This is a genomic window from Variovorax jilinensis, assembly GCF_030316885.1.
GTDB classification, from domain to species: domain Bacteria; phylum Pseudomonadota; class Gammaproteobacteria; order Burkholderiales; family Burkholderiaceae_C; genus Variovorax; species Variovorax jilinensis.
In genome coordinates, this window is record NZ_JASZYQ010000009.1 from 114,747 (window position 1) to 139,090 (window position 24,344).

At 65.3% G+C, this 24,344-nt stretch carries 23 protein-coding genes; 14 read left to right on the top strand and 9 right to left on the bottom strand.

Translation table 11 applies throughout. The features are described 5' to 3' along the window. Positions 1-44 precede the first annotated feature (44 nt). Together QTH87_RS23625 and QTH87_RS23630 are read right to left on the bottom strand one after the other, a co-directional pair. On the bottom strand, positions 45-938 hold the full coding sequence (locus QTH87_RS23625; protein WP_286612562.1) for a response regulator transcription factor: 894 nt from the start codon (positions 936-938) through the stop codon (positions 45-47). Continuing rightward, on the bottom strand, positions 922-4,317 hold the full coding sequence (locus QTH87_RS23630; RefSeq protein WP_286612563.1) for a hybrid sensor histidine kinase/response regulator: 3,396 nt from the start codon (positions 4,315-4,317) through the stop codon (positions 922-924). Before QTH87_RS23630 ends, QTH87_RS23625 begins: the two co-directional genes overlap by 17 nt. A gap of 260 nt (positions 4,318-4,577) precedes the next feature. Between QTH87_RS23630 and urtA the strand changes: the two genes are divergently transcribed. The 7 genes from urtA to QTH87_RS23665 all read left to right on the top strand — a co-directional run bounded on the left by urtA (position 4,578) and on the right by QTH87_RS23665 (position 11,263). Then, positions 4,578-5,864 (top strand): urea ABC transporter substrate-binding protein, encoded by a 1,287-nt coding sequence (gene urtA / locus QTH87_RS23635; RefSeq protein ID WP_286612565.1) that lies wholly within the window; start codon positions 4,578-4,580, stop codon positions 5,862-5,864. Between the two features lie 129 nt (positions 5,865-5,993). After that, entirely contained in the window at positions 5,994-6,908 is a 915-nt protein-coding gene (gene urtB, locus QTH87_RS23640; protein ID WP_286612566.1) for an urea ABC transporter permease subunit UrtB, read from the top strand. 19 nt (positions 6,909-6,927) lie between these two features. Then, positions 6,928-8,136 (top strand): urea ABC transporter permease subunit UrtC, encoded by a 1,209-nt coding sequence (urtC, locus tag QTH87_RS23645; RefSeq protein WP_286612568.1) that lies wholly within the window; start codon positions 6,928-6,930, stop codon positions 8,134-8,136. A 52-nt stretch (positions 8,137-8,188) separates the two neighbouring features. After that, a complete protein-coding gene (urtD, locus tag QTH87_RS23650; RefSeq protein WP_286612569.1) occupies positions 8,189-8,932 on the top strand; it encodes an urea ABC transporter ATP-binding protein UrtD in 744 nt (247 codons plus the stop codon). 13 nt (positions 8,933-8,945) lie between these two features. Next, positions 8,946-9,635: an urea ABC transporter ATP-binding subunit UrtE gene (gene urtE, locus QTH87_RS23655; RefSeq protein ID WP_286612571.1), complete on the top strand. Its 690-nt coding sequence runs from the start codon at positions 8,946-8,948 to the stop codon at positions 9,633-9,635. A 52-nt stretch (positions 9,636-9,687) separates the two neighbouring features. Then, positions 9,688-10,911, top strand: coding sequence for a formamidase (fmdA, locus tag QTH87_RS23660; RefSeq protein WP_286612572.1), 1,224 nt, complete (start codon positions 9,688-9,690; stop codon positions 10,909-10,911). A 10-nt stretch (positions 10,912-10,921) separates the two neighbouring features. Next, positions 10,922-11,263 carry a zinc ribbon domain-containing protein gene (locus QTH87_RS23665; protein ID WP_286612573.1) on the top strand — a complete coding sequence of 114 codons (342 nt, stop codon included), beginning with the start codon at positions 10,922-10,924 and terminating at the stop codon, positions 11,261-11,263. Here the strand turns inward: QTH87_RS23665 and QTH87_RS23670 are convergent. Further along, a complete protein-coding gene (locus QTH87_RS23670) occupies positions 11,253-11,921 on the bottom strand; it encodes a hypothetical protein (RefSeq protein ID WP_286612574.1) in 669 nt (222 codons plus the stop codon). The genes QTH87_RS23665 and QTH87_RS23670 overlap by 11 nt on opposite strands. Here QTH87_RS23670 and QTH87_RS23675 point away from each other — a divergent pair. From QTH87_RS23675 to QTH87_RS23685, 3 genes are read left to right on the top strand one after another with little or no spacing between them, the layout of a single operon-like run. Continuing rightward, positions 11,913-12,956 (top strand): aliphatic amidase, encoded by a 1,044-nt coding sequence (locus QTH87_RS23675; RefSeq protein WP_286612575.1) that lies wholly within the window; start codon positions 11,913-11,915, stop codon positions 12,954-12,956. The two genes, QTH87_RS23670 and QTH87_RS23675, sit on opposite strands and share 9 nt — an antisense overlap. Beyond that, positions 12,956-13,750 (top strand): CbbQ/NirQ/NorQ/GpvN family protein, encoded by a 795-nt coding sequence (locus QTH87_RS23680; RefSeq protein ID WP_286612576.1) that lies wholly within the window; start codon positions 12,956-12,958, stop codon positions 13,748-13,750. The genes QTH87_RS23675 and QTH87_RS23680 overlap by 1 nt, the downstream gene beginning before the upstream one ends. Further along, the gene (locus QTH87_RS23685; protein WP_286612578.1) at positions 13,737-15,353 is read left to right on the top strand and encodes a nitric oxide reductase activation protein NorD; all 1,617 of its coding nucleotides are present in this window, start codon (positions 13,737-13,739) and stop codon (positions 15,351-15,353) included. Before QTH87_RS23680 ends, QTH87_RS23685 begins: the two co-directional genes overlap by 14 nt. 177 nt (positions 15,354-15,530) lie before the next feature. Here QTH87_RS23685 and QTH87_RS23690 read toward each other — a convergent pair whose 3' ends face one another. Genes QTH87_RS23690 through QTH87_RS23710 form a run of 5 tightly spaced genes read right to left on the bottom strand, consistent with a single transcriptional unit; the run spans position 15,531 to position 19,725 of the window. Beyond that, entirely contained in the window at positions 15,531-16,364 is an 834-nt protein-coding gene (locus tag QTH87_RS23690; protein ID WP_286612579.1) for an ABC transporter permease, read from the bottom strand. After that, on the bottom strand, positions 16,361-17,158 hold the full coding sequence (locus QTH87_RS23695) for an ABC transporter ATP-binding protein (protein WP_286612581.1): 798 nt from the start codon (positions 17,156-17,158) through the stop codon (positions 16,361-16,363). The genes QTH87_RS23690 and QTH87_RS23695 overlap by 4 nt, the downstream gene beginning before the upstream one ends. After that, complete coding sequence (locus tag QTH87_RS23700; protein ID WP_286612583.1) at positions 17,158-18,189, bottom strand: ABC transporter substrate-binding protein; 1,032 nt, start codon at positions 18,187-18,189, stop codon at positions 17,158-17,160. The genes QTH87_RS23695 and QTH87_RS23700 overlap by 1 nt, the downstream gene beginning before the upstream one ends. 53 nt (positions 18,190-18,242) lie before the next feature. Further along, positions 18,243-18,917 carry an RraA family protein gene (locus tag QTH87_RS23705; protein ID WP_286612584.1) on the bottom strand — a complete coding sequence of 225 codons (675 nt, stop codon included), beginning with the start codon at positions 18,915-18,917 and terminating at the stop codon, positions 18,243-18,245. A gap of 22 nt (positions 18,918-18,939) precedes the next feature. Continuing rightward, positions 18,940-19,725, bottom strand: a complete 786-nt coding sequence (locus QTH87_RS23710; protein ID WP_286612585.1) for an SDR family oxidoreductase — start codon at positions 19,723-19,725, stop codon at positions 18,940-18,942. A 277-nt stretch (positions 19,726-20,002) separates the two neighbouring features. Here QTH87_RS23710 and QTH87_RS23715 point away from each other — a divergent pair, with 277 nt between their 5' ends. Continuing rightward, positions 20,003-20,818 (top strand): aspartate dehydrogenase, encoded by an 816-nt coding sequence (locus tag QTH87_RS23715; protein WP_286612587.1) that lies wholly within the window; start codon positions 20,003-20,005, stop codon positions 20,816-20,818. A 27-nt stretch (positions 20,819-20,845) separates the two neighbouring features. On the opposite strand, the gene QTH87_RS23720 is transcribed toward QTH87_RS23715, so the two are convergent. Next, positions 20,846-21,805, bottom strand: a complete 960-nt coding sequence (locus QTH87_RS23720) for a LysR substrate-binding domain-containing protein (RefSeq protein WP_286612590.1) — start codon at positions 21,803-21,805, stop codon at positions 20,846-20,848. Between the two features lie 120 nt (positions 21,806-21,925). Between QTH87_RS23720 and QTH87_RS23725 the strand changes: the two genes are divergently transcribed. The 3 genes from QTH87_RS23725 to QTH87_RS23735 all read left to right on the top strand — a co-directional run bounded on the left by QTH87_RS23725 (position 21,926) and on the right by QTH87_RS23735 (position 24,278). Next, positions 21,926-22,984 (top strand): DODA-type extradiol aromatic ring-opening family dioxygenase, encoded by a 1,059-nt coding sequence (locus QTH87_RS23725; RefSeq protein WP_286612591.1) that lies wholly within the window; start codon positions 21,926-21,928, stop codon positions 22,982-22,984. Positions 22,985-23,015: 31 nt separating this feature from the next. Further along, on the top strand, positions 23,016-23,825 hold the full coding sequence (locus QTH87_RS23730) for an alpha/beta fold hydrolase (RefSeq protein ID WP_286612593.1): 810 nt from the start codon (positions 23,016-23,018) through the stop codon (positions 23,823-23,825). A gap of 105 nt (positions 23,826-23,930) precedes the next feature. Beyond that, complete coding sequence (locus QTH87_RS23735) at positions 23,931-24,278, top strand: IclR family transcriptional regulator domain-containing protein (RefSeq protein WP_353506165.1); 348 nt, start codon at positions 23,931-23,933, stop codon at positions 24,276-24,278. The last annotated feature ends 66 nt before the right edge of the window (positions 24,279-24,344 follow it).

Below are 24,344 nucleotides of genomic sequence, written 5' to 3' on the forward strand. Positions count from 1 at the left end.
GCGGACTGCATCGGTGTCCACTGCCTTGTCCTAGACCACACCCTCTAGGCCAGGAAGCCGCTCGCCAGTGCCGCGGCAGCCGCACGGGTTTCGACTCCCAACTTCTCGAAGATGTGTTCGAGGTGTTTGTTCACGGTGCGCGGGCTGGTGCCGAGAATGTCGCCGATGTCGCGATTGGTCTTGCCCTTGGCGAGCCACGACAGCACTTCGGTCTCGCGGGGCGTCAACGCCGCCTCCGTCAGGCGGGCCGAGGGGCCGGGCTCGTCGCGCTGCACGGCAAGCAGCAGCATGGTCTCGCCGAGCGTCGCGGTCCCCAGATTGCGCACCGACAACCGAAGGCCGCCCTCGGTGCAAAGCCGCAAGTGGGCGTCGGGTTCGAGTGCAGCTTCGAGAGTCCCAGGCAGGTGGCCAGGTATCTTGGGGGCGCCGAGGGCTTGCAACCAGAGCGCCGCCTGCGGCGAGCGCCAGGCCAATCGGCCTTGCGCATCGACGAACACCACGCCCATGCCCGCAACGTCGACCGCGTCACGCGCCATCCGCGTGATGCGTGCGTTGCGCGTGTGCGTGTGCAGGCGCGCGAGCACTTCCTGGGCGCGTATCGGCTTCACCACGTAGTCGACGCCCCCGCTCGCAAAGCCTTCCACCACGTCCTGCGAATCGGACATCCCGGTCATGAACAACACCGGGATATGGGCCAGCGCCGGATCGGCCTTGATGCGACGGCAGGTCTCGAACCCCGACAAGCCTGGCATGATGCCGTCCAGCAGGATCGCATCGGGCACCACCAGTTCCAGCCGCTGCAGCGCGGACTCGCCGTCGGGCGCCACCAGCACGGTGTAGCCGCTGGCTTCCAAGGTGTCACACAGCATGCCCAGGCTGCTGGGCGCATCGTCCACCACCAGAACTACGGGGCGTTCGGTCTCAGGGTTGGGGCGCATCGGCCTCCTCTGCGAGGGTTCGCTTGAAACTGTCGAGGTCGAAGCGGGCCACCATCGCGCGCAGGTGCGTGCAGGTAGAAGCCAGCTCCGGGAGGTCGTGCGCCAGCCGATCGAGCGCCTGCTGCAGGCCGCGCACATGACCAACCTGCACAAGCCGCATCAGTTCGAGCCGAGCCTCTTCAGGCAGGCTGGTCAGTTCGGGCGGGGCCAGAGCGGCCGCGGCCGGTGCCGGTGCATGCTGCAGCCATTCCAGGCCGAGGTTGCGCTCGAGCGTCGCGATCAGCTCCGATTCGATCACCGGCTTGCCCACGAAAGCCTGGCAGTCGCTGGCGCGCAGCCGCGCGGCCTGGTTCTCGAACACATTGGCCGAGACGATGATGATCGGCAGAGTGAACCCGGCCGCGCGCACGCGGTCGGCCGTTTCCCAGCCGTCCATGTCGTCCATGCTGAGGTCGAGCAGGATGGCCGACGGCACGTGCGCGCGCAGGCTGTCCAGGCATTCGGTGCCGCTCGCGGCCTCCCGCACGTCGAAGCCCAGCGGCATCAGCATGCCGGCCAGCATCTGGCGCTGCACCGGCTGGTCGTCGACCACGAGCAGCGTGCGGCGCGGGCCGAAGTAGCCCGAGATCGCGCGCTGCGGCTCCGCTTGAGGGCCGGGGTCCGCGATCTCTCGCAGGTAGACGCGCACGCTGAAGGTGCTGCCCTTGGCCGAAGTGGCCGACATGCGCAACTCGCCGCCCATCAGCGAGGTCAGCAGCCCGGTGATCGTGAGGCCCAGGCCGGTACCTGGCTCGCCACCGTGGCGGCGCCCCGCCGCACCGCGCTCGAAGGGCAGGAAGATTCGCTGATGGTCCTGCGCGGCAACGCCGATTCCAGTGTCTATGACGTCGAAGCGCAGCACCTGGTGGCGCGCATCCACATGCAGCGTGACGGTGCCGGCATCGGTGAAGCGCACCGCGTTGCTCAGCAGATTGATCAGGATCTGCCGCAGCCGCTTGGCATCGGCCTGCACCCAGGCCGGAAGCCGGCCGGCTTCGCTGTAGACGAAGGCCAGGCCCTTGGCCTCAGCTTGAGGCCGCACCATGCGCACCACCTCGTCGAGAAAGCCGGGCAGCGCGAGCGGCATCGGCTCGAGCTGCAGCCGGCCTGCCTCGATGCGTGCGAGGTCCAGCAGGCCGTCGATCAGGCCCAGCATGTGCTCGCCGCTCTTGTGGATGGTCTGCAATGCCGCGCGTGGCGGCGGCGCTGACGTGCCGTCGTTCTTGAGCAGGATCTGGGAGTAGCCGAGGATGCTGTTGAGAGGCGTGCGCAGCTCGTGCGTCATGCCCGCAACGTAGCGCGTCTTGGCCTGGTTGGCGGCCTCGGCCGCCTCCTTGGCGCTCTGCAGCGCAGCGTCGGTGCGCTTGTGGGCCTCGATCTCGAGCGTCAGCAGGTGGTTGTGGCGGTTCGACTCCTCCTGCGCCATCTTGCGGCTTTCGCTGCCGAGCACGATCCACCACGCAGCCACGGCTGCGACCATTGACAGCATCGCGAACACCTTGAGAAAGGGCGCTTGCAGGAAGATGCCGGCTGCAGTGGCATTGAGCAAACCCTCCTGCGCGTAGACGATGCCCATCACGGTAGCCAGCATCGCGATCAGCGAGGTCGCAACCAGCAGGTAGTGGGCGACGCGGAAGTTGAGCCGCAGTGCCAGTGGCGGCGGCAACAGCGCCTTGAGCCACACGGCGATCTGCTCGGAGGCGCGGGAGTCCTTCTTGCATGCGTCGTGACAGCGCGACTCGAGCGTGCAGCACAACGAGCAGATCGGCGCGCTGTAGGCGGGGCAATGCGCCATGTCCTCCGATTCGAAGCTGTTGTCGCAGACCGAGCAGCGCACCAGCTGGCCCGGAGTCCAGCGTTGCACGTCCGTGCGCGCGAGGTAGTAGCGCCCGCGCGTGCGCCAGGCAATCAGTGGCGACACCAGCAATGCCGTCAGCAGCGCAATGAAGGGCGAGAACGATTCGGCCCAGCGCCCCAGGACGCCGGCATAGGCCACCATCGCGAGCGTGGCGGCGACCAGCATCGACACCAGGCCGACCGGATTGATGTCGTAGAGGTGCGCGCGCTTGAACTCGATCGCGCGCGGGCTCCAGCCCAGGGGTTTGTTGATGACGAGATCTGCCACCAGCGCCCCGACCCAGGCGATCGCGATGTTGCTGTAGAGGCCCAGCACCTTCTCGAGTGCGGCGAAGACGCCCAGGGTCATCAGGAGGATCGCGATCAGCACGTTGAAGACGAGCCACACGACGCGACCCGGATGACTGTGCGTGAGCCGGGCGAAGAAGTTCGACCAGGCCAGCGAGCCCGCATAGGCGTTCGTGAGGTTGATCTTCATCTGAGAAACGACGACGAACAACGTCGTCACGCCCAGCACCCAGGCCGGATTGTCGAACACGTAGGCGAAGCCCGCGAGGTACATCCGCGTGGGCTCGACCGCGTGCTCGGGCTTGATCTCATGCTGCAGGGCGAGGAAGGCCAGGAAGGCACCGCCCAGCATCTTGAGCATGCCCGGCACGATCCATCCGGGCCCGGCGACCAGCACCGCGGTCCACCAGCGCACGCGGCTCGCCTTGGTCTTCTCCGGCAGGAAGCGCAGGTAATCGACCTGCTCGCCGATCTGCACCACGAGCGAGAACGCCACCGTGGCCGCAGCACCGAACATCAGCGGATCGAAGCCGTTGCTCCCGGAGATGCGGCCCACCAACCCGGTGAAGTCCGAGAAGGCCTGCGGATTCTTGATCAGCACCGCGATGAAGGGGCAGACGAAGAGCAGCAGCCAGATCGGCTGGGACCACAGCTGCAGCGCCGAAATCATCGTGATGCCGCGCATGACGAGCGGAATGATCACTACCGAGGACACCAGGTAGCAGACCCACAGAGGCCAGTCGAAGAACATCTGCAGCGCCAGGGCGAGGATCGCCGCCTCGAGCGCGAAGAAGATGAACGTGAAGCTGGCGTAGATCAGCGAAGTGAGGGTCGAACCCAGATACCCGAATCCCGCGCCGCGGGTGAGCAGATCCATGTCGACGCCGTAGCGCGCCGCGTAGTAGCAGATCGGCAGGCCGGTTAGGAAGGTGATGATGCCGACCACCAGGATCGCCCAGAGCGCATTCTCGAAGCCGTAGCTCAGCGCGATCGCGCCTCCGATGGCCTCGAGCGCGAGGAAGGACGTCGCACCGAAGGCTGCATTGCCGACCCGGAACTCGCTCCACTTGCGAAAGCTGCGCGGCGTATAGCGCAGCGCGTAGTCCTCCAGCGTCTCGTTGGCGACCCAGGCGTTGTAGTCGCGGCGGATGCGGAAGATCTTCTGGCCGGTCACGGGCGAGCGGGCGGGCGGCATGGTCCGTTCTTTCAGGAATGGGGTTTGCCGGTGACTCTGCAAGAAGCGCTCCTTGTTCCATCAACCGCTGGCGCAGACGGGTCGGCCAGTGTCGCCGGGCGGTGCGCAGGCGCGGCTACGTTGATTGACGTATTCGGCTGTACGCGCTCCGTTCATAGAGTGCAGTCCATGGTGCCTGTCGTAGCGCACGCCGCACAGCGGTGGTGCATGCGTCGTCGTGGTGCCTGCCGCCCCCTTCAACCCTGCCTGGAGATTCCTTCATGTCTAGCGACCAACAAGACCCGTCGATCGACCCCACGTCCGAGCGAATCGAGCGCATCGCGCTGGGCCGCCGCCGGCTGCTGCAAGGAGCCGCTGCCTTGCCGGTCATGGGCCTGAGCGGCCTGGCCTTCGCGCAGCAGTTCCCGACCGCCAAGGTCAATACGACCAAGCTCGCCGTCACCGACACCGAGGTCACGGTCGGACAGCTGCATTCCAGCACCGGCACGATGGCGATCTCGGAAACCGGCTCGATCCAGGCCGAGCAGCTCGCGATCGACGAGATCAACGCCATGGGCGGGATCCTGGGCCGCAAGATCAAGGTCATCAAGGAGGATGGCGCGTCCGATTGGCCGACCTTTGCGGAGAAGGCCAAGAAGCTGCTGGTCAACGACAAGGTCGCGACCGTCTTCGGCTGCTGGACCTCGGCTTCGCGCAAGGCGGTGCTGCCGGTGTTCGAGAAGGAAAACGGCCTGCTCTACTACCCGACCTTCTACGAAGGCCTGGAGCAGAGCAAGAACGTGTTCTACACCGGCCAGGAAGCCACGCAGCAGATCATCTGGGGCCTGGACTGGGGTGCAAAGGAGAAGAAGGCCAAGACCTTCTTCCTGGTGGGCTCCGACTACATCTGGCCACGGACCTCGATGAAGATCGCCCGCAAGCACATCGAGAACTTCCAGAAGGGTTCGGTCAAGGGCGAGGAATACTATCCCCTGGGCCACACCAACTTCAACTCGCTGATCAACAAGATCAAGGTCGCCAAGCCCGACTGCATCTTCGCGGCGGTGGTGGGTGGCTCCAACGTGGCCTTCTACAAGCAGCTCAAGGCCGCAGGCATCACGGGCGACAAGCAGTTCCTGCTGACGCTGGCCGTGACCGAGGACGAGATGACCGGCGTGGGCGGAGAGAACTTTGCTGGCTTCTATTCGTCGATGAAGTATTTCCAGAGCCTGCCCAACGAGAACAACAAGAAGTTCGTCGCCGCCTTCAAGGCCAAGTACGGCAAGGACGCGGTGATCGGCGATGTCACGCAGGCCGGCTACCTGGGCCCATGGCTCTGGAAGGCGGCGGTCGAGAAGGCCGGCAGCTTCGACATCGACAAGGTGGTCGCGGCATCGCCGGGCATCGAACTCAAGAACGCGCCCGAAGGCTACGTGAAGCTCGACGAGAACCATCACCTGTGGAGCAAGGCGCGCATCGGGCAGGGGCAGCCGGACGGCACCTTCAAGGTCGTGGCGGAGTCGCCGGACCTCATCAAGCCGGATCCGTTCCCCAAGGGATATCAATAGCCCCCCCGGCTCCGGCGCACTTCGCGTAGCCGGACTTCCCCTCGAGGGGCGATACCTGCGGCCCGGCGAAGCCGGTTCCGCGGTATCCCCGAAAGGGCTCAGCCCCTTGCTTGCTTTCGGAGCGTTGCCGTGAATTTCTCGGAAATGATGAACATCGTCCTGATGCAGGGCTTCGCGGGCCTGAGCCTGTTCGCGGTGCTGCTGCTGATGGGCCTCGGGCTGGCGATCATCTTCGGCCAGATGGGCGTGATCAACATGGCGCATGGCGAATTCATGACCATCGGCGCCTACACGATCTACATGTCGGCGCAACTCACCGAGCATCTGGCGCCCTCGTTCATGCCCTACTACTTCCTGATCGCGATCGTGCTCGCGTTCTTCCTGGCCTTCGCTGCGGGCTGGATCGTGGAATGGGTACTGATCCGCCATCTCTACCGGCGTCCGCTCGATACGCTGCTGGCCACCTTCGGCCTCAGCCTCGGCATGCAGCAGATGTTCCGCACCTTCATCGGTCCCAAGGAAGTGAGTCCGACGCTGCCCGAATGGCTGATGGGATCCTGGTCGCCTTCGGAAGGACTCGACATCCCGATCAATGGGCTCTTCGTCCTGGCGCTGACCGCCGTGGTCACGCTCGGCGTGCTGCTCGCGTTGCATCGCAGCCGCTGGGGCCTGCGCGTTCGCGCCACCGTCGCCAATCGCGTGATGGCCAACGCCACCGGGATCGACACCCAGCGCACCGACCGCCTGACTTTCGCGATCGGCTGCGGCATTGCGGGCGTGGCCGGTGCCGCATTCACGACCATCGGCTCGACCGGTCCGACCTCGGGCTCGCTCTACATCGTCGACGCCTTCCTGGTCGTTACCTTTGGCGGCGCCGCCAGTCTGCTTGGCACCGTGGTCTCGGCCTTCGGCATCGCGCAGACGCAGTCGATTGCCGAGTTCTTCATGACCGGTTCCATGGCCAAGGTGCTGACGCTGTCCATCATCGTCCTGATCCTGATGCTGCGCCCGCAGGGCCTGTTCGCTTCCAAGGTCCGCCGCTGATTCCCAGAAAGCCTTCCTCATGAACACGATCAAGTCGCTCGTCAATCGCTACCAGCTCGCAAGCCTGCTGCTGCTGGTGCTGCTGCTGGCCGTGGTATTGCCGCTCACGCTCGACATCTTCCGCCTCAACCTGGTCGGAAAGTACCTCACCTATGCCTTCGTCGCCGTGGGCCTCGTGATGGTCTGGGGCTACGGGGGCGTGCTGAGCCTTGGGCAGGGCGTCTTCTTCGGCCTCGGCGGCTACGCCATGGCGATGTTCCTGAAGCTCGAGGCCTCCGATCCCGAGACCACCAAGATCCAGTCGACGCCCGGCATTCCCGACTTCATGGACTGGAACCAGATCACGCAGCTGCCGCTCATGTGGCTGCCGTTCAAGAGCCTCACGCTGACGCTGATCCTGGTGGTTGCGGTGCCGATGCTGCTGGCCTGGATCATCAGCTACGCGATGTTCAAGCGGCGCGTCGGCGGCGTCTATTTCGCGATCATCACGCAGGCCGTGGCCCTGATCGTCACGGTGCTGATCATTGGCCAGCAGGGCTACACCGGCGGCGTCAACGGCATGACCGACCTGAAGACCATGCTGGGCTGGGACACGCGCACCGACGGCGCGAAATACATCCTCTACTACGTCTGCGTGGCGCTGCTGATCGCGAGCATCGTGCTGTGCCGATGGATCCAGACCAGCAAGCTCGGCACGCTGCTTCTCGCGATGCGCGACAAGGAGGACCGCGTGCGCTTCTCGGGCTACGACGTCTCGAATTTCAAGGTCTTCACCTTCTGCCTCGCAGCCGGCCTCTCGGGCATCGGCGGCGCGCTGTTCTCGCTGCAGGTAGGCTTCATGTCGCCGAGCTTCGTGGGCATCGTGCCGTCGATCGAAATGGTGATCTATGCCGCGGTCGGCGGACGCATGAGCCTGGTGGGCGCGGTCTACGGCACGCTGCTGGTGAACGCCGGCAAGACGCTGTTCTCGGAGAGCTTCCCCGACCTGTGGCTGTTCCTCATGGCCGGCCTCTTCATTGGCGTGACCATGGCTTTTCCGATGGGCCTGGCCGGCGTGTGGGAGGACAAGGTCAGACCCTGGTGGCTGCGGCGCCAGGCCGACCGCAAGGCCAATGCGGAACGCCTGGCGGCCGCGCACGCGGCCTATCCCGAGGCGCCGCCGCTGCCGGAGCCCGCCGCGGCCTACGACGCGCCACTTCCCGACGGCGTCGGCAGCCAGCGCGCCTGATCTTCCAGCCGACTGGCCAGCAACTCAGCGACCGACTCGAAAGCGAACGCCCATGAGCAACACCGACTTCGCCCTCGCGGTGGAAGACCTGACAGTTTCCTTCGACGGCTTCAAGGCAATCGAGGATCTGACCCTCTACATCGACCGCAACGAACTGCGCGTGATCATCGGCCCCAACGGTGCCGGCAAGACCACGCTGCTCGACCTGATCTGCGGCAAGACCAAGGCCAGCAGCGGCAGCATCAAGTTCAAGAACACAGAACTCACGAGGATGGCCGAGCACAAGCGTGTGCGGCTGGGCATCGGGCGCAAGTTCCAGACGCCTTCGATCTACGAGAACCTCAGCGTGTTCCAGAACCTCGAGGTGTCGTATCCCGCGGGGCGCTCGGTTTTCGGTGCGCTGGCCTTCAGGTGCACCGACGAGGTGAAGGCGCGCGTCCAGGTCGTGGCCGAAGACATCTGGCTGTCGGACAAGCTCGACACCGAGGCAGGTCTTCTCTCGCACGGACAGAAGCAATGGCTCGAGATCGGCATGCTGCTGATGCAAGAGCCCGAGCTGCTGATGCTCGACGAACCGATTGCAGGCATGAGTGCTCGCGAGCGCGAACTGACGGCCGAGCTTCTCAAGCGAATTTGCGTGAACCGCTCGGTGATCGTGATCGAGCACGACATGGATTTCGTCAAGCAGATCGCGCACAAGGTCACTGTCATGCACCAGGGAAAGATCCTCGCCGAGGGCTCGATGGATACGGTGCAGAACGACCCCAAGGTGATCGACGTCTACCTCGGCCATTGAACAAGGAATCCGGATGCTGAACGTCACCGACCTGCACGTCGCCTACGGCCAGAGCGAGGCGCTGCATGGCATCTCGTTCGAGGGGCGCGCCAACGAGACCGTCGCCATCATGGGCCGCAACGGCATGGGAAAGACCACGCTGTTCAAGAGCCTGATGGGCATTCTTCCGATCAAGAGCGGCCGTGTCGAGGTCGCGGGTCAGGACGTCACGCGCGACGAGAGCTTCCGGCGCGTGGCCAAGGGCATTGCCTACGTGCCGCAGGGCCGCATGATCTTCCCGACGCTCACGGTCGAGGAGAACATCCTGACCGGGCTCGAGAACTCCGTCACGCGCCGCATCCCGGAGGAAATCTACGCGCTGTTTCCGGTGCTGTGGGAGATGAAGCGGCGCAAGGGCGGCAACCTCTCGGGCGGGCAGCAGCAGCAGCTCGCGATCGCGCGGGCGCTCGTGACCGACCCCAAGGTGCTGTTGCTCGACGAGCCCACCGAGGGCATCCAGCCTTCGATCATCAAGGACATCGCCCGCGCGCTCAACGAGATCCGCAAGATGCGCGGCCTCACGATCGTTGTCTCGGAGCAGGTGCTGAGCTTCGCGCTCGACGTCGCCGATCGGCTGTTCGTGATCGAGGGCGGCCGCCTGGTGCACGAGACCGCGCGCGACAAGACGGACGTCAACCACATCAAGGCCTACCTGTCGGTGTGATCCGGCCGTCCGACCCTATTTCGTTCAACCACAACCCCTGGAGCCACTGCAAATGACAGACACGCTGATCAAGGTCGACCTGACGAAGTCGCCCACCGAGAACGAGTTGATCCACAACCGCTGGCATCCGGACATTCCGATGGCGTGCTGGGTCAACCCGGGCGACGACTTCATCCTCGAGACCTTCGACTGGACCGGCGGCTTCATCAAGAACAACGACAGTGCCGACGACGTGCGCGACATCGACCTGACGACGGTGCACTACCTGTCGGGTCCGGTCGGCGTCAAGGGCGCCGAGCCGGGCGACCTTCTGGTTGTGGACCTGCTCGACATCGGCGCCAAGCAGGACAGCCTCTGGGGCTTCAACGGCTTCTTCTCGAAGAAGAACGGCGGCGGCTTCCTGACCGAGCATTTCCCCGAGGCACAGAAGTCGATCTGGGACTTCAAGGGCATGTTCACGAGCTCGCGCCACATCCCCGGCGTGAACTTCGCGGGCCTGATCCATCCCGGCCTGATCGGCTGCCTGCCCGACAAGCCGATGCTCGACCTGTGGAACGCGCGCGAACAGCAGCTGATCGACAGCGCGCCCACCGCCGGCCTGGCCAATCCACCGTCACCAGGCACGGCCCACATGGGCAAGCTGACGGGCGAGGCCAAGGCCAAGGCCGCGGCGGAAGGCGCGCGAACCGTCCCGCCACGCGAACACGGCGGCAACTGCGACATCAAGGACCTGTCGCGCGGCTCGAAGGTGTACTTCCCGGTCTACGTCGATGGCGCGGGACTGTCGGTGGGCGACCTCCACTTCAGCCAGGGCGACGGGGAGATCACCTTCTGCGGCGCCATCGAGATGGCAGGCTGGGTGCACATGAAAGTGACGCTCATCAAGGGCGGCATGGCCAAGTACGGCATCAAGAATCCGATCTTCAAGCCCAGCCCGATCACGCCGCACTACAACGATTACATCATCTTCGAGGGCATCTCGGTCGACGAGGCCGGCAAGCAGTACTACCTCGACGTCAACGTCGCCTACCGCCAGGCCTGTCTCAATGCCATCGAGTACCTGAAGAAGTTCGGCTACTCGGGCGCCCAGGCCTACTCGATCCTGGGCACCGCGCCCGTGCAGGGGCACATCAGTGGCGTGGTGGACGTGCCAAACGCCTGCGCCACGCTGTGGCTGCCGACCGGCATCTTCGACTTCGACATCAACCCGAATGCGAGCGGACCGACGAAGTTCATCGACGGCAAGGTCGACATGCCGCTCTCGCACGACCTCTGAGGAGCAGCGCATGCCGACCTACGACTACCAGTGCGCCGGTTGCGGCGGCTTCGACGCCTTGCGCAGCGTGAGCCGGCGCGACGAACCGGTCGACTGCCCCGACTGCGGCGCGGCCTCGCCGCGCGTCATGTCGGCAGCGCCACGGCTTGCGCTGATGGCCGACGGCACGCGCCGCGCGATGGCGGTCAATGAGCGCGCGGCGCATGAACCCAAGCGCTCGGGAGACTACGCGCGGCTCAAGCACCCCTCGGGCTGTGGCTGCTGCAGCGGCGCCCGGCGCGGCGCGACCGTGACGGCCCCGAGCGGCGCCAAGGCCTTTCCGTCCAAGCGGCCGTGGATGATCAGTCACTGAGCCGGCGCACGGCGGCTTTCATTGGCAGCGTGATCAGCACGGTGCTGTGCTGGCTGCCGGCGCCGTCGGCCTCGATCCGCAGGCCGAGATCGCCGTCGCCCGGATCGAGCCGCTCGAGCAGCGCACGTATCTGAATCTGGCACTGCCCATATCCCGCCTCGCGCGGCCCGCAGGGCACGCCAGCAGCCATCTGCGTCGCGCCCGATGGTCCGGCGCGGGCGTAGGCGAAGACATTGACCTGACGCAACTCGTCGGTGGCAACGAAGCTCAGCGTGACCACGTCGGTCTCGCGCGGCGTGCCGGCCAGGCTGCGCGGAGAGACGTCGAAGACCACGAAAGGTGCATCGTTCGAAAGGTAGCGGATCTCGGCCGGGTAGCTGCCGAGCGGTGAGCGACCCGGTGGCAGGTTGGCCGGGACCGGCTTGGCGCGCGCGGACGGCGGTCCCGCCGCAGGCGCGCGCCCCGGCGCGATCGCAAGCGCGATTCCCAGCGCGAATCCCACAGTCGATGCCATCGTCCTGATGCGCATGCCGCTTGTCTCCTGGGCCGGGATTTTGCGCTTCGCATGCGCTACGTCAATCAACGTATTCGCCAGTGTCGGGACGCTTCGCACAATGACCTGTTCAACCCGAAGACAAGGCAGGCCCAGATGATTCACGGCGATATCTCGAGCAGCAAGGACACCGTCGGCGTGGCGGTGGTGAACTACAAGATGCCGCGCCTGCACACGCGGGCCGAGGTGCTCGACAACTGCAGGGCGATCGCCAAGATGGTGGTCGGCATGAAAGCCGGCTTGCCCGGCATGGATCTGGTGGTGTTCCCCGAATACAGCACCCACGGCATCATGTACGACAGCGCCGAGATGTACGAGAACGCTGCCTCTGTACCGGGGGCCGAGACCGAGATCTTCGCCGAGGCCTGCCGCAAGGCCAAGGTGTGGGGCGTGTTCTCGCTGACGGGCGAGCGGCACGAGGAGCATCCGGAGAAGGCGCCGTACAACACGCTGATCCTCATGAACGACCAGGGCGAGATCGTCCAGAAGTACCGCAAGATCATGCCGTGGGTGCCCATCGAGGGCTGGTACCCGGGCAACTGCACCTATGTCAGCGATGGCCCCAAGGGCCTGAAGATCAGCCTGATCATCTGCGACGACGGCAATTTTCCCGAGATCTGGCGCGACTGCGCGATGAAGGGAGCCGAACTCATCATCCGCTGCCAGGGCTACATGTACCCGGCCAAGGAGCAGCAGATCCTGATCAGCAAGGCGATGGCCTTCGCCAACAACACCTATGTGGCGGTGGCCAACGCGGCGGGCTTCGACGGCGTCTATTCGTATTTCGGCCACTCGGCGCTGATCGGCTTCGACGGCCGCACGCTGGGGGAATGCGGCGAGGAGGAAATGGGCATTCAGTATGCGGCGCTCAGCAAGTCGCTGATCCGGGACTTCCGCAAGAACGGCCAGTCGGAGAACCACCTCTTCAAGCTGGTGCACCGTGGCTATACCGGCATGATCAACTCGCGCGAGGGCGACAAGGGCGTGGCCGACTGTCCCTACGACTTCTATGCCAAGTGGATAGCCGACCCGCAGGGCACCCGCGAGATGGTCGAATCCTTCACGCGCAGCACGGTCGGCACGGCCGAGGCGCCGATCGAGGGCATTCCCAACGAAGACACGGCAAACCTGCACAAGTGATGAACGACGCGCTCGCGGCCTGGCGGCCAGGGGCAGAGCCCTACTACCACCCCGCGGGCGACGAGTGCGAGCGCTTCGAGGCCGCCTGGTCGCAGCGGCTGCCGGTGCTGCTCAAGGGACCGAGCGGTTGCGGCAAGACCCGTTTCGTCGAGCACATGGCCTGGCGCCTCGGCAAGCCGCTGGTCACCGTGGCCTGCAACGAAGACACGACCGCGGGCGACCTGGTCGGCCGCTGGTTGCTCGATGCAGCCGGGATGCGTTGGCAGGACGGGCCGCTCACGCTGGCGGCGCGCCACGGCGCCATCTGCTACCTCGACGAGATCGTCGAGGCACGTGCCGACACGGCGGTGGTGATTCATCCGCTCACAGACACGCGTCGTGCGCTACCGCTCGAGCGTCATGGCGAACTGGTGCGCGCACACGCCGATTTCTCGCTGGTCGTCTCGTACAACCCCGGTGGCAGCCGCGGCCTCAGGGCCTCGACACGGCAGCGTTTTTGCGGCTTCGAGTTCGACTATCCCTCCTGCGAGGCGGAAGCCGAGATCCTCATGCGCGAGGCCGGCATCGAGGTCGAACTGGCCTCGGCATTGGTGGCGCTCGGTGCGCGATCGCGCCGGTTGGTCGGCCACGGACTCGAGGAGGGCGCATCGACCCGCATGCTCGTGCGCACCGCACAACTGGTGCGCGCAGGCTTGACCCCGGCCGCTGCCTGCCGCATGGGGCTGGTCGCGCCCCTCACCGACGACGCGCCGCTGCGCGACGCGCTGCTGGCCGCTGTCGATGCTTCCTTCTGACCTGGCGCCACTCGGCCCCTATCTGCGCCTGCTATGGAACGTGACGCCGGCGCTGCTGCATGCGGCGGCGCCGCCGGCCGATAGCGCCGAAGCGGACGCCACGCCTTTCCTTTCGCGGCGCGGCCTGCACCTGCCGGCCGCGCCTTCCGGGCTCGATACGGTCCCTGCCGGTCAATGGTTGCGTGCTGCGGCGGCCCATGCGGCCGCGCATCTCGTGTTTTCGCGCAGCGTCTTCGTGCGCGCGGGCATGGCGCCGATCACACAGGCGCTGCTGGGCCTGCTGGAAGACGCGCGGGTCGAGGCCCTGGCCTGCCGGGAGCTGCCGGGCCTGCGCCGGCTGTGGAGCCCATGGCACACGGTCACGCCCGCCGACGGTTCCGATTTCGAGACCCTGATGCTTCGGCTCGCGAGGGCGCTGATCGATCCGGCCTACGACGATCCGCATCCGTGGGTGTGCAAGGGCAGGGCCCGTTTCTACCTGGATGCAGGCGGTGAAGTCCTGGCGCAGGTGGCACCGCGTGCGTTGCGCAAGCTGGCCTCTGCGCTTGGCAACGACATCGGCCAGATGCGGATCGGCTTCAACGCCCGGCTCTACCGGCCAGGACCCAGCTACCGCGACGACAACCGATGGCTGTGGCACAGCGACGGGGAGGATGCAGGCGCGGCACAGGCAGCGAGTGGCGGGGCTTGCGTGGGCGATCGAAGCGCCGCCGAGCTGCCGCCGGAGTCGCTGCAGTGGCGCTACTCCGAGTGGGATCGCCGCATTGCGCGCGAGCGACGCGACTGGAGCACTGTGACGGAGACACTCGCGGTCGAAGCTGCGACGACGGAACACCCTCGACAGGCAGTCGATGCCCGACTCGTGCGCGAACTGCGCGCCAGCGCGTTGCAGGCTCGTGCGATGCGTCCGCGCGAACGCGAAGGAGACGAGATCGACCTCGATGCCGCCGTGCAGACCCTGCTTTGGGTGAGCAAGGGTGGAATGGCCGACGACGCCCGAGTGCACTGGCGGCGACTGCGCGCGCCTGCTCGCACGGCTGTCATGCTGCTGATCGACGTTTCGACATCGAGCGGCGAGCCCCACACCGGCGGCGATGCGCAGAGCGGGCTCGAGCTTCAGCAGCACATCGCCGCCGCGCTGACAGCCGCCATGAGCGCGGCGGGTTGGCGCGTCGCGATCCAGGCCTTCTGCTCCGACGGGCGCCATGACGTTCAGCACAGCCGCGTGCTCGATTTCGGCCAGCCATGGGACGATTCAGCACGGCGTCGTCTCGCAGGCTTGAAGCCGGGCCTCTCGACCCGCTTGGGTGCCGCGCTGCGGCACGCGGCGCGCACGCTCGTCGAAGAGCCGGCGACGCGCCGTTTCACGGTCGTACTGGGCGATGGCGAGCCGCACGACATCGACATCCACGAACCCGGCTATCTGGCCGACGACGCCCGGCATGCGGTGCAGACCGCGCGCCTGATCGGGGTGCGCTCGCTCTGCCTCGTGTCGGCATCCAGCGTGGCGCCAGCTGTGCGGCGCATTTTCGGCGTCGAGGGGAGCGCGGCGGCGAGCGGTATCGATGCGCTCCCGCGCCTCGCGGGGCGACTGCTGCGCTGAGCAGTCATCTGGAGGGTGCCTACGGAGTCGAAGTGCGCGAGCGTGAAAGCGTTCAGTCGAGCGCGACGAACTCAGCCGGTCGAAGCGATGGCTCGGCGGCAAACCGTTGCCTACTCGAGTCGGATCTGCAAAGTAGGCCAGCGGCCGATCATCCGGCCGCCGGCGAGGATTCGGACGCTAGGGCACCGCGGCCGAAGCTCCTTGCCGAGGCAGCTTGAGTGGCTTGGCGGCGCCGCGCTTGCCACGGTGGGACACATGCCAAGGGATCACCAGCGTTTCGATCCAGTCCACCATCTTGAAGAGGAGGGTGCCCAGCACACCGAGCAGCACGAGCGCGGCAAAGAGCCGGGGCGTATCGAAGGACGACTGCGCGACCAGGATTACGTGGCCCAATCCGCTGTCGCCCGCGACGAACTCGCCGACGATGGCGCCGACCAGCGCCAGCGAGATGCCGACCTTCATTCCAGCGAAGATGCTTGGCAGCGCATTCGGGAACCTGACCTTCCAGAGCGTTTTGGCGGCGCTCGCATGGCCGGCTTTGGCCATGTTGATCATCTCGGGATCGATGGCGCGCAAGCCGTGCACCGTGTCGACCAGGATCGGAAAGATGGCGATCAGCATGGCGATCGCGATCTTCGGCTTCGACTCCGTGCCGAGCCAGATGACGAACAGCGGAGCCAATGCGACCTTCGGCACTGCGTTCAGTGCTACCAGCAGCGTATAGAGGGTACGGTCGAGGATCGGCGAATAGACGATCAATACCGCGAACACCACGCCGAGCACCAGGGCGAGCGCAAAGCCTGAAAGCGTGACGACCATCGTGAACAGCGACTCCCTGAGAAAGTAGGCCGGCGCCGCCGCCATGTCGGCAAAAATCAGGCTGGGCGGGGGAAAGACGAATTCACGTACGCCCAGCAGGCGCACGACGGCCTCCCACACGATCAGCAAACCCGCAATGAGCAGCAGAGATTCGCGCGATCGAGCGCTGCGGCGCCAGTAGTCCTGAATCATTTGTCGCCCCTGTGAAATGTGCCGAGCTTGCTGAAGATGTCACGGATGTGGGCCGCATACGCCCCGAACGCGGGTGTCTCCCGGATCGACAGTTCGCGCGGGCGATCGAGATCGATCACGATCTCCTCGGCGATACAGCCCGGGTTGCGTGCCATCACGATGACGCGGTCGGCCAGGTAGATCGCCTCGGTGATCGAATGGGTGATGAAGATCACGGTCTTGCGCGTGCTGAGCCAGGTCCGCTGCAATTCGTAGTTGAGCTCGTCGCGAGTCATCGCATCGAGCGCGCCGAAGGGCTCGTCCATGAGCAGCAGTTGTGGATCGGTCAGGAGCGCCCTGCAGATCGAGGCGCGCTGCCGCATGCCGCCAGACAGTTCCCACGGATAGCGGTGCATGAAATCCTTCAGACCGAACAGGCCGAGCACCGCGATCGCACGCTCTTCATAGTCAGCCCGCGCGAGCCGGAGGAACTCGGCGGAGATCAGCACGTTGTCGAGCACCGTGCGCCAGTCCAGCAGCAGGTCGCGCTGGAACACGACGCCCATGCCGGTCGGCGGCGCCAGAATGGCCTGGCCGTTCATTGTCAAGCTGCCGCTGGAGATCGACTCCAGCCCGGCGATGCACTTCAGCAGCGTACTCTTGCCGCAGCCGCTCGGGCCGAGAACGCTGATGAACTCGCCTTCGCGGACGCTCAGGTTCACGTCCTTCAATGCAAAGACCGGCTCACCTCCCGGCGAGTAGACCTTGTTCAACCGGTCGGCATGGACGAAGGAGGGCGTCTCGGTGGTGTCCATCACTTGATCAGGTCGTTGGTGTAGTAGTCGGACGGCTGCCGGTCGGCCTTGACGAGCCCGATCTTCTGCAGCGAGCGGATCGCATTGCTCCAGTCCGCATCGCTCTGAAGGCCAAACTCGAGCTTCGGCTGGGTCGGGCTTTCGAAGAAGGGCCTGTAGATGTCGATCTGGTTCTTCAGCACCTCGGCGTCGAGCTTGGCGTTCGGACGCTGGGCGATGATCGCCTGCACGGCTTCGTCGGCGTGGCCTGCATAGATGTAGGTCCAGGCTCGCTTCTGGATCTGCGCCAGTGCGCGCAGTTCCTCGCGCCGCTTGGCCAGTGTTTCCTTGGTGGCCACCAGCCCGTAGCTCGGGAAGGCGATGCCGGCGTCCTGGAGCAGGAGAGAGTTGACGGGTCTGGTCTTGCGCACGCGCGGCTCGCTGTCGGGCATGACCGAAAGAAAGCCGTCGCCTTCGCCGGCCGAGAAGGTTGCGACCACGGCCGCGGGGGCCACCATCACGATGTTGACCTGCTCGGGCGAGATGCCGTTGGCGGCGAAGTATGGCTTGATGAACGGGGCCCACGGGCTGGTCGTGAAGCAGATCAGCTTCTTGCCGATCAGATCGGAGGGCTTCGTGATATTGAGCTTCTTGTCGGTCATCACGGCGAGGTCACCGGTCCGCACGAAACCCGCGAACGACATCAGGTTGCCGAGCGTTTCCTTCGCCACCATCATCGGCCCGAGCTGAACCTGGCCGACATCCACCTGGCCGCTACCGAGCAGCTGAAGGGTCGAGATGGTGCCGGTGCCGTCCTGGATCTCGATGTCGAGGCCGGCCTCGTTGAACCAGCCTTTCTGCTTGGCCAGCTGCATGGCGGCCTGCACGCCCCACGGAGAAAGATCCATGCGGGCCACCAGCCGCTCGGCACCCCTGGCAACGAAGGGCGCGCCGGTCGCGGCGACCGAAAGTCCCGCGGCCAGAACCGTGCGACGCGAGATGCGATGGCGCGACGGGGCAGGACCTGCGCGCAAGGGTAGCGTGTTGACCATGGGTGCTCTTTCTCTTTGGGGGTTTCGTTGGGTGGATGTGGGAGCGGGTGCGCTCAGACGTGGCCGAACTTTTCGAGGGCTCGGGCCAGGCTGAGCCCGGCCTTGAGCTCGACACGGATCAACCTCTCCTTCTCGGTCAGGCCCTCCGCCGCCAGCAGCACGGGCTCCACGTGGGCAGCAGGAATCACGATGGCACCGTCTTCGTCGGCCAGGATGAAGTCGCCCGGATTCACGGTCACGAACTTGCTCGTCGCCCCGCGCAGCGAGACCGGCACCTGGCAGCCATTGACCTTCCATCGGCCGATCGACTGCACCGGCGTGCGGTAGCGCGCATAGACCGGGTAGTCTTGCTCGGCGATCCAGCGGACGTCGCGTACGCCGCCATCGACCAGCGCACCGACACATCCGCGTTCCTTCATGCCGATCGCGATCAGCTCGCCGAAGTAGCAGATGCCCTCGCCGTCGCCGCTCCAGACGCTGACTTCGCCTGGCGCGAGGCCCTGGCACGCCGCCATCTTGTCGGCGTCTCCGCCCAGCGGATACTGCGTCATCTGACCGCGAATGGTGTAGGCCCAGCCGGCGAGTCGGCCGGCCAGCGCCGGATACGGCGCGAATTCCGGCGCCAGCCCCTGGTCGAGCAATCCACGCTCATCGAGCACGTCGGCCACGTTGGAGGTGTCGACGCGCAAGTAGCGTTGACGGATGTCTTCTTTCTGTTGCGGGTTCATGCGTTCTTTCTCAAGTTGAATGTCAGATGCTGGGGATCAGTCCGCCGTCGACGCGAATGACCGAACCATTGATGTAAGAGGCCTGTTGGCTCGCCAGAAAGGCGACCACCTGCCCGTATTCCTCGGGCGTGCCGTAGCGCCCGGCGGGAATCGAGGCCGTGCTCTCGCGCACGACGTCCTCGACCGGGCGTCCCTCGCGTTGCGCCTTGGCGCGGTCGAGCTGGTCGATGCGGGAAGTAGCGACCCGGCCGGGCAGGATCACGTTTGCCGTGATGCCTGATGGACCGAGCTCTCGGGCTATGGTCTTGGACCATCCAACCAGTGCAAGGCGAAGCGCATTCGACAACCCGAGATTCGGGATCGGCGCCACGACGCCCGACGACGTGCTCGTGATGATGCGACCCCAGTGACGCGTCTTCATCGCGGGCACGACGAGGTCGGTCAGCGAGATCAATGAGAGCACCATGCCATCGAAGTGGTCTCGCCAGACTGAAGCAGGGACGCCATTGGCAAGGCTCGGCGGCGGTCCCCCGGAGTTGTTGACCAGCACGTCGACGGCACCCAGTTCCTTTTCGATGTGCGCCACGTGGGCGGGCAACCGATCGGTGTCGCGCAGGTCCATGCGGACCGTGATGAAGCGCGCCTGTTGCGCGGCGAGCCGCTCGGCGAGCTCGGCAAGAGAGACTTCGTCGACATCGCATGCCGCGATCGCGGCGCCTTCGTTGGCAAGCGCCAATGCAATGGCCGAACCGAGGCCGCCGGCGGCGCCGACGACGAGCGCCACCTTGCCTGTCAAACCCAATTCCATTCCGGATCTCCTTCTTCACACAGGGGCTGCGGTACTTGCAGCGGGGCCAATGTAGGTCTGGGGTTCGGATGCGAACAAACTATTTATGAGGCCGCGATGGATTACCTGAAGTCATGCACCACCTCGGTCGTTCATTCGAATAGCAATCCCGATCACATTTGGTGCTGCAGTGCACGAATGTCATGCATGAAGGGATCAAAGATCGTTTGTCTGCGTCGCATCGCCTCCCTACGATCGCAGCCGTCTCAATCACTTACTGCTGAACACATTCATGGCCATGACGTCTGACAAGCAACGAAGAATTGGTATCGCCGGCCTCGGAACCATCGGCAAGGCGCTCGCTTGCGCGCTGCATGGAGGCATTCCCCACACCGTGCTCGCGGCCGTGTCGACACGCAGCGTCGAGTCCGCCCGGGATTGGCTGGCGACCCAGGGCATCAAGGTGCCTGTGGTGGCGCTCGATGAACTCGAGAGGCATTGCGACGTGGTCATCGAGTGCGCGCCCGCCGCGATCTTCGAAGACATCGCGCGCCCGGTGCTCGAGGCCGGCAAGCAACTCATCGTGCTGAGCTCGGGTGCGCTGCTCGACCATCCCGAGCTCGTCGACCTTGCTGCGCGCACGGGCGGCCGCATCCTGGTGCCTACCGGTGCGCTGCTGGGGCTCGATGCGCTCATTGCGGCTTCCGAGGGGGATGTGCATTCCGTGACCATGGTGACGCGCAAGCCGGTCAAGGGACTGCTGGGCGCACCCTACCTGGCCGAGCACGGCATCGAGCTCGAAGGCATCACACAGCCGGTGCGCATCTTTGCCGGTTCAGCGCGCGAAGCCATCGCGGGCTTCCCGGCCAACGTCAACGTGGCGGTGGGGCTGTCGCTCGCGGGCATCGGTCCTGATCGAACGACGATGGAGATCTGGGCCGACCCCGGTGTCACTCGAAACACCCACACCATCACGGTCGATTCGGACAGCGCGTCGCTCTCGATGACGATCGCGAACATTCCGAGCGAGAACCCCAAGACGGGTCGGATCACGGCGCGCAGCGCCATTGCGCTGTTGCGCAAGATGTCCGCGCCGCTGGCCGTCGGCACCTGATCCGCGCGGCGGGTCGCGGGTCAAGTCTCAGGCGAGCGACGGCAGTTCGTCGTCTGCCTGCACGTAGCTCTCGGCGGCCCGGGCCTCATGCATGAGCCAGTCGCGGAAGCGGGCCAGCGGTGAGGTCGGCCCCATGGCGTTGCGTGTCAGCAGGTAGTAGTTGCCAGCGCTGCGCACGTCGGCGGGCAGAGGGCAGACCAGATCGCCCTGCGCCAGAACGCTCTCTTGCACCACCACTGAAGGCGCGATCGCGATCCCCTTGCTGTCCGCCGCGGCCTTGAGTCCCATGAAGAAATGGCCGAAGTCGAGCTGTCGTCCGCCTTCTCGCAGCGTCACGCCGTGCGCGGCCAACCAGTCGCCCCAGGCGTACTTGCGGCTCGCTGTATGGATCAACGGGTAGTGAAGCAGGTCGGCGGCCGTCGAGATCGGGGCACCCTGCATCAGCAGCTTGCGGGACATCACGGGCACCAGGATGTCCGGCAGCAAGTACTCCGCGTGTACGCCCTTCCAGCTGGTCACCATCTCGAGCTCGATGCGCGGGCGCCTCTGCCCGTAGTCGGCGCCCGGCAAGCAGCCGACGCGCACCGCGGCGTCGAGATCGCCGGCCTGGAAGTTGACTGGCTCGATCGACGTCAGGAAGCGGATGTCGATATCGGGGTACTGCTCCACGAAACGCGCAAGCTTGGGCATCAGCCACGACGCGCCGAGCGTCGGCATCACGCTGACAGTGAGGATCGCGCGACTGGTGCTACCCATGGCCTTTGCTGTCGCGCGCTCGATGTCGAGCAGCGCGCGCTGAATGTCGAGGTAGTACTCCTTGCCAACCGCCGTGAGTTCGACTCGCCGCGTGAAGCGCTCGAACAGCTTCTTTCCGATGAACTCCTCGAGGATCCGGATCTGTCGGCTGATCGCGCCCTGGGTCAGGAAGAGTTCGGTCGCTGCGACGGTGAAGGAGCCATTGCGGGCCGCAGCCTCGAAGGCCCGCAATGCCACTGCCGGTGGACTTGAACGAGAGGTCACGACATCTCCATGCGTGAGTTTTTGGAATGCATCGGCGTCGATCTTATCGTTTGTCGGCGAAGTGCGCCGGGCCGTACGATCCTTCTCATGCTCGACGATTCGAGCCTGCGTGCGGCATCGATTTCTCGGCGCCGAATGGATCATTTTGAAAGGTGCAGGATGGCAAGGATAGTGATTGGAATCGGTTCGTCGCACAGCCCGACGTTGCTCATGGAGCCCGACGCCTGGCTCGCGCGCGCAGGTTGGGACGATGTGAAGGTTCACGCGTTGCACGATCTCGACGGCAGCAGGATCAGCTACGAAGAACTGCTCGCCAAGACACCGGCCAACATGCAGGCCCAGATCGCCTCCGACGTGTTGGCAGCGCGGCATCGGCAGAACCAGGCCTCGGTGGTCGAGGTGCGGGAGCGGCTGCGCGCGGCCGAGCCGGACGTCGTACTGGTGATCGGTGACGACCACAAGGAGGTGTTCCAGGAAGACAACATGCCGGCGCTGTCGGTGTATTGGGGCGAGACCATTCCCTACAAGCCTCAAGGCATGATGAAGTGGAAGTACGACCCCAACCTCAAGGCAGACTCCTGGTATCCGCAGGAAGAGAGAGAGTTTCCCGTCGACGCCACGAATGCGCGCCGGCTCATCGCGGACCTGATGCAGCGCGACTTCGATGTCGCGCATTCGAAGTTCTACAAGCCAGGGCAGGGAATGAGCCATTCGTTCGGCTATGTCTACTACAAGTTGATGGGCGACAAGGTGTTTCCGATCATTCCGGTGAGCATCAACACCTACTACCCGCCGAACCAGATCACGCCGCTACGCGCATATCGACTGGGTCAGGCGATTCGCGAGGCGATCCAGGAATGGCCCGACGACCTTCGCGTGGCCGTGGTGGCGACCGGCGGCCTGAGTCACTTCGTGGTGGACGAGAAGTTCGACCGAGAATTCCTCCAACTCATGGGGCGCTCAGACCCGCAGGGCCACGCCGACCTGCCGCTCGAAAAGCTGCAGTCCGGCAACTCGGAGTTCCGCTGCTGGTCGGCGCTGGCTGGCGCGGTCGAGGGCTTGAAGATGGACCTGATCGACTACGTCCCGTGCTATCGAAGTCCAGCCGGCACAGGATGCGCCATGGCCTTCGCAAGCTGGAAATAGAGCGCACGACCAAGTACTTCAAGGAACATCTATGCCAGTCGTCCAACGCGGCGAAAGCCGTCTGTACTACGAAGTCCATGGTCCCGAGTCAGCCGCATGCACGGTAGTGTTGCTGCATGGCGTGGGCGGCAATCACGCCAGCTGGTTCAACCAGATCTCGGCCTGGCGCGACCGGTTCCGCGTGATCGTTCCCGATGCCCGAGGTTTCGGCAATTCGTTCGATGCAGACGGCTCGGGGCGCGATGCGTTCCTGGCCGATCTGGAGCAGGTGCTGGCCGCGGAGGGCGTCGAGCGTTGCGTTCTGATCGGCCAGTCGATGGGGGGAGGCACGGCCATCGACTACGCATGCGCGCATCCCGGCAAGGTCGACGCCCTGGTGCTGGCCGACACGCTTTTCGGAATCCGCTTGACCGACGAGTTGCGCGAGGACATGACGGACGTCGCTCGGCGCACCGTTGACCTTTCCCAGCAGGAGCGCGTGCTGGGCGCCACGTTCAGGGCCCGCAACCCGGGGCAGGCGATGCTCTATACCGCCCTGGCCAGCTTCAATCGGGTCAACGTGCGAACGCTCGCCGGCACGCAGCAGGAGCATGCGCCGTCAGAGTTGGCGGCGATTCCGGCACCGATACTTTTCCTGGTCGGTCAAGAAGACGCACTCTTTCCGCCGGCCATCGTGCGCAGGGTCCACGAACAGGTGGCGGGGTCGCGTTTCATGGATCTGCCCAAGGTCGGCCACTCGGCTTACTTCGAAGCGGCGGACACATTCAACAGCGTGGTAGCGTATTGGCTCGAGGGCGTGACCGGCATCGAGGACCGCGCTACGGCGGCGCCGAGCCCTTGACTGACCAGTAGTCGCCGCATAGGGGCGCCAACCACTGCCATCGGCATCAAGGTGGGCCCCTCGACCTGAACGCGCAGCATGGCAAGCGTTCATCGTTGAGGGCGGCTGCCGCACCATGGTCCATGTCACCTTGCATGGCTTGCGCAGTTGCCACAGGATCGAATCGACGAACACCTGCCTTCAGGCTCGATTGCCAAGCTCTCGCCGCATACGGTCACCGAACGCAAGGCTCTGCACGCCGAACTTGCGCTGGTCCGCAAGCGAGGCTGGCGCTTCACCAACAGCGAGCTTGTCGCCGGGCTTTTTGGCGTAGCGATCCCATCGCCGTCGGCCGGCGGTGAGTCGACCATGGGACTCAACGTCAGCTCGATCGGCGAGCCCTGGAGCGTGTCCCATATCGAGCGCCGTGTGCTGCCGCGGCTTCGTGCGTGCGCCGACCGCCTGAAGCGTTGACCGATTCGCTTCGTTGAGCGAGAGATCTTGAGGACCGCCTGCCGTCCTGGCTTAGCTTCTGGACGA

What these genes read in the sequence shown, in the direction of transcription:
- QTH87_RS23625 (WP_286612562.1), bottom strand. Translation starts at nt 938, where the DNA reads ATGCGCCCCAACCCTGAGACCGAACGCCCCGTAGTTCTGGTGGTGGAC.
- QTH87_RS23630 (WP_286612563.1), bottom strand. Translation starts at nt 4,317, where the DNA reads ATGCCGCCCGCCCGCTCGCCCGTGACCGGCCAGAAGATCTTCCGCATC.
- urtA (WP_286612565.1), top strand. Translation starts at nt 4,578, where the DNA reads ATGTCTAGCGACCAACAAGACCCGTCGATCGACCCCACGTCCGAGCGA.
- urtC (WP_286612568.1), top strand. Translation starts at nt 6,928, where the DNA reads ATGAACACGATCAAGTCGCTCGTCAATCGCTACCAGCTCGCAAGCCTG.
- urtD (WP_286612569.1), top strand. Translation starts at nt 8,189, where the DNA reads ATGAGCAACACCGACTTCGCCCTCGCGGTGGAAGACCTGACAGTTTCC.
- urtE (WP_286612571.1), top strand. Translation starts at nt 8,946, where the DNA reads ATGCTGAACGTCACCGACCTGCACGTCGCCTACGGCCAGAGCGAGGCG.
- fmdA (WP_286612572.1), top strand. Translation starts at nt 9,688, where the DNA reads ATGACAGACACGCTGATCAAGGTCGACCTGACGAAGTCGCCCACCGAG.
- QTH87_RS23665 (WP_286612573.1), top strand. Translation starts at nt 10,922, where the DNA reads ATGCCGACCTACGACTACCAGTGCGCCGGTTGCGGCGGCTTCGACGCC.
- QTH87_RS23675 (WP_286612575.1), top strand. Translation starts at nt 11,913, where the DNA reads ATGATTCACGGCGATATCTCGAGCAGCAAGGACACCGTCGGCGTGGCG.
- QTH87_RS23680 (WP_286612576.1), top strand. Translation starts at nt 12,956, where the DNA reads ATGAACGACGCGCTCGCGGCCTGGCGGCCAGGGGCAGAGCCCTACTAC.
- QTH87_RS23685 (WP_286612578.1), top strand. Translation starts at nt 13,737, where the DNA reads ATGCTTCCTTCTGACCTGGCGCCACTCGGCCCCTATCTGCGCCTGCTA.
- QTH87_RS23690 (WP_286612579.1), bottom strand. Translation starts at nt 16,364, where the DNA reads ATGATTCAGGACTACTGGCGCCGCAGCGCTCGATCGCGCGAATCTCTG.
- QTH87_RS23695 (WP_286612581.1), bottom strand. Translation starts at nt 17,158, where the DNA reads ATGGACACCACCGAGACGCCCTCCTTCGTCCATGCCGACCGGTTGAAC.
- QTH87_RS23700 (WP_286612583.1), bottom strand. Translation starts at nt 18,189, where the DNA reads ATGGTCAACACGCTACCCTTGCGCGCAGGTCCTGCCCCGTCGCGCCAT.
- QTH87_RS23705 (WP_286612584.1), bottom strand. Translation starts at nt 18,917, where the DNA reads ATGAACCCGCAACAGAAAGAAGACATCCGTCAACGCTACTTGCGCGTC.
- QTH87_RS23710 (WP_286612585.1), bottom strand. Translation starts at nt 19,725, where the DNA reads ATGGAATTGGGTTTGACAGGCAAGGTGGCGCTCGTCGTCGGCGCCGCC.
- QTH87_RS23715 (WP_286612587.1), top strand. Translation starts at nt 20,003, where the DNA reads ATGACGTCTGACAAGCAACGAAGAATTGGTATCGCCGGCCTCGGAACC.
- QTH87_RS23725 (WP_286612591.1), top strand. Translation starts at nt 21,926, where the DNA reads ATGCTCGACGATTCGAGCCTGCGTGCGGCATCGATTTCTCGGCGCCGA.
- QTH87_RS23730 (WP_286612593.1), top strand. Translation starts at nt 23,016, where the DNA reads ATGCCAGTCGTCCAACGCGGCGAAAGCCGTCTGTACTACGAAGTCCAT.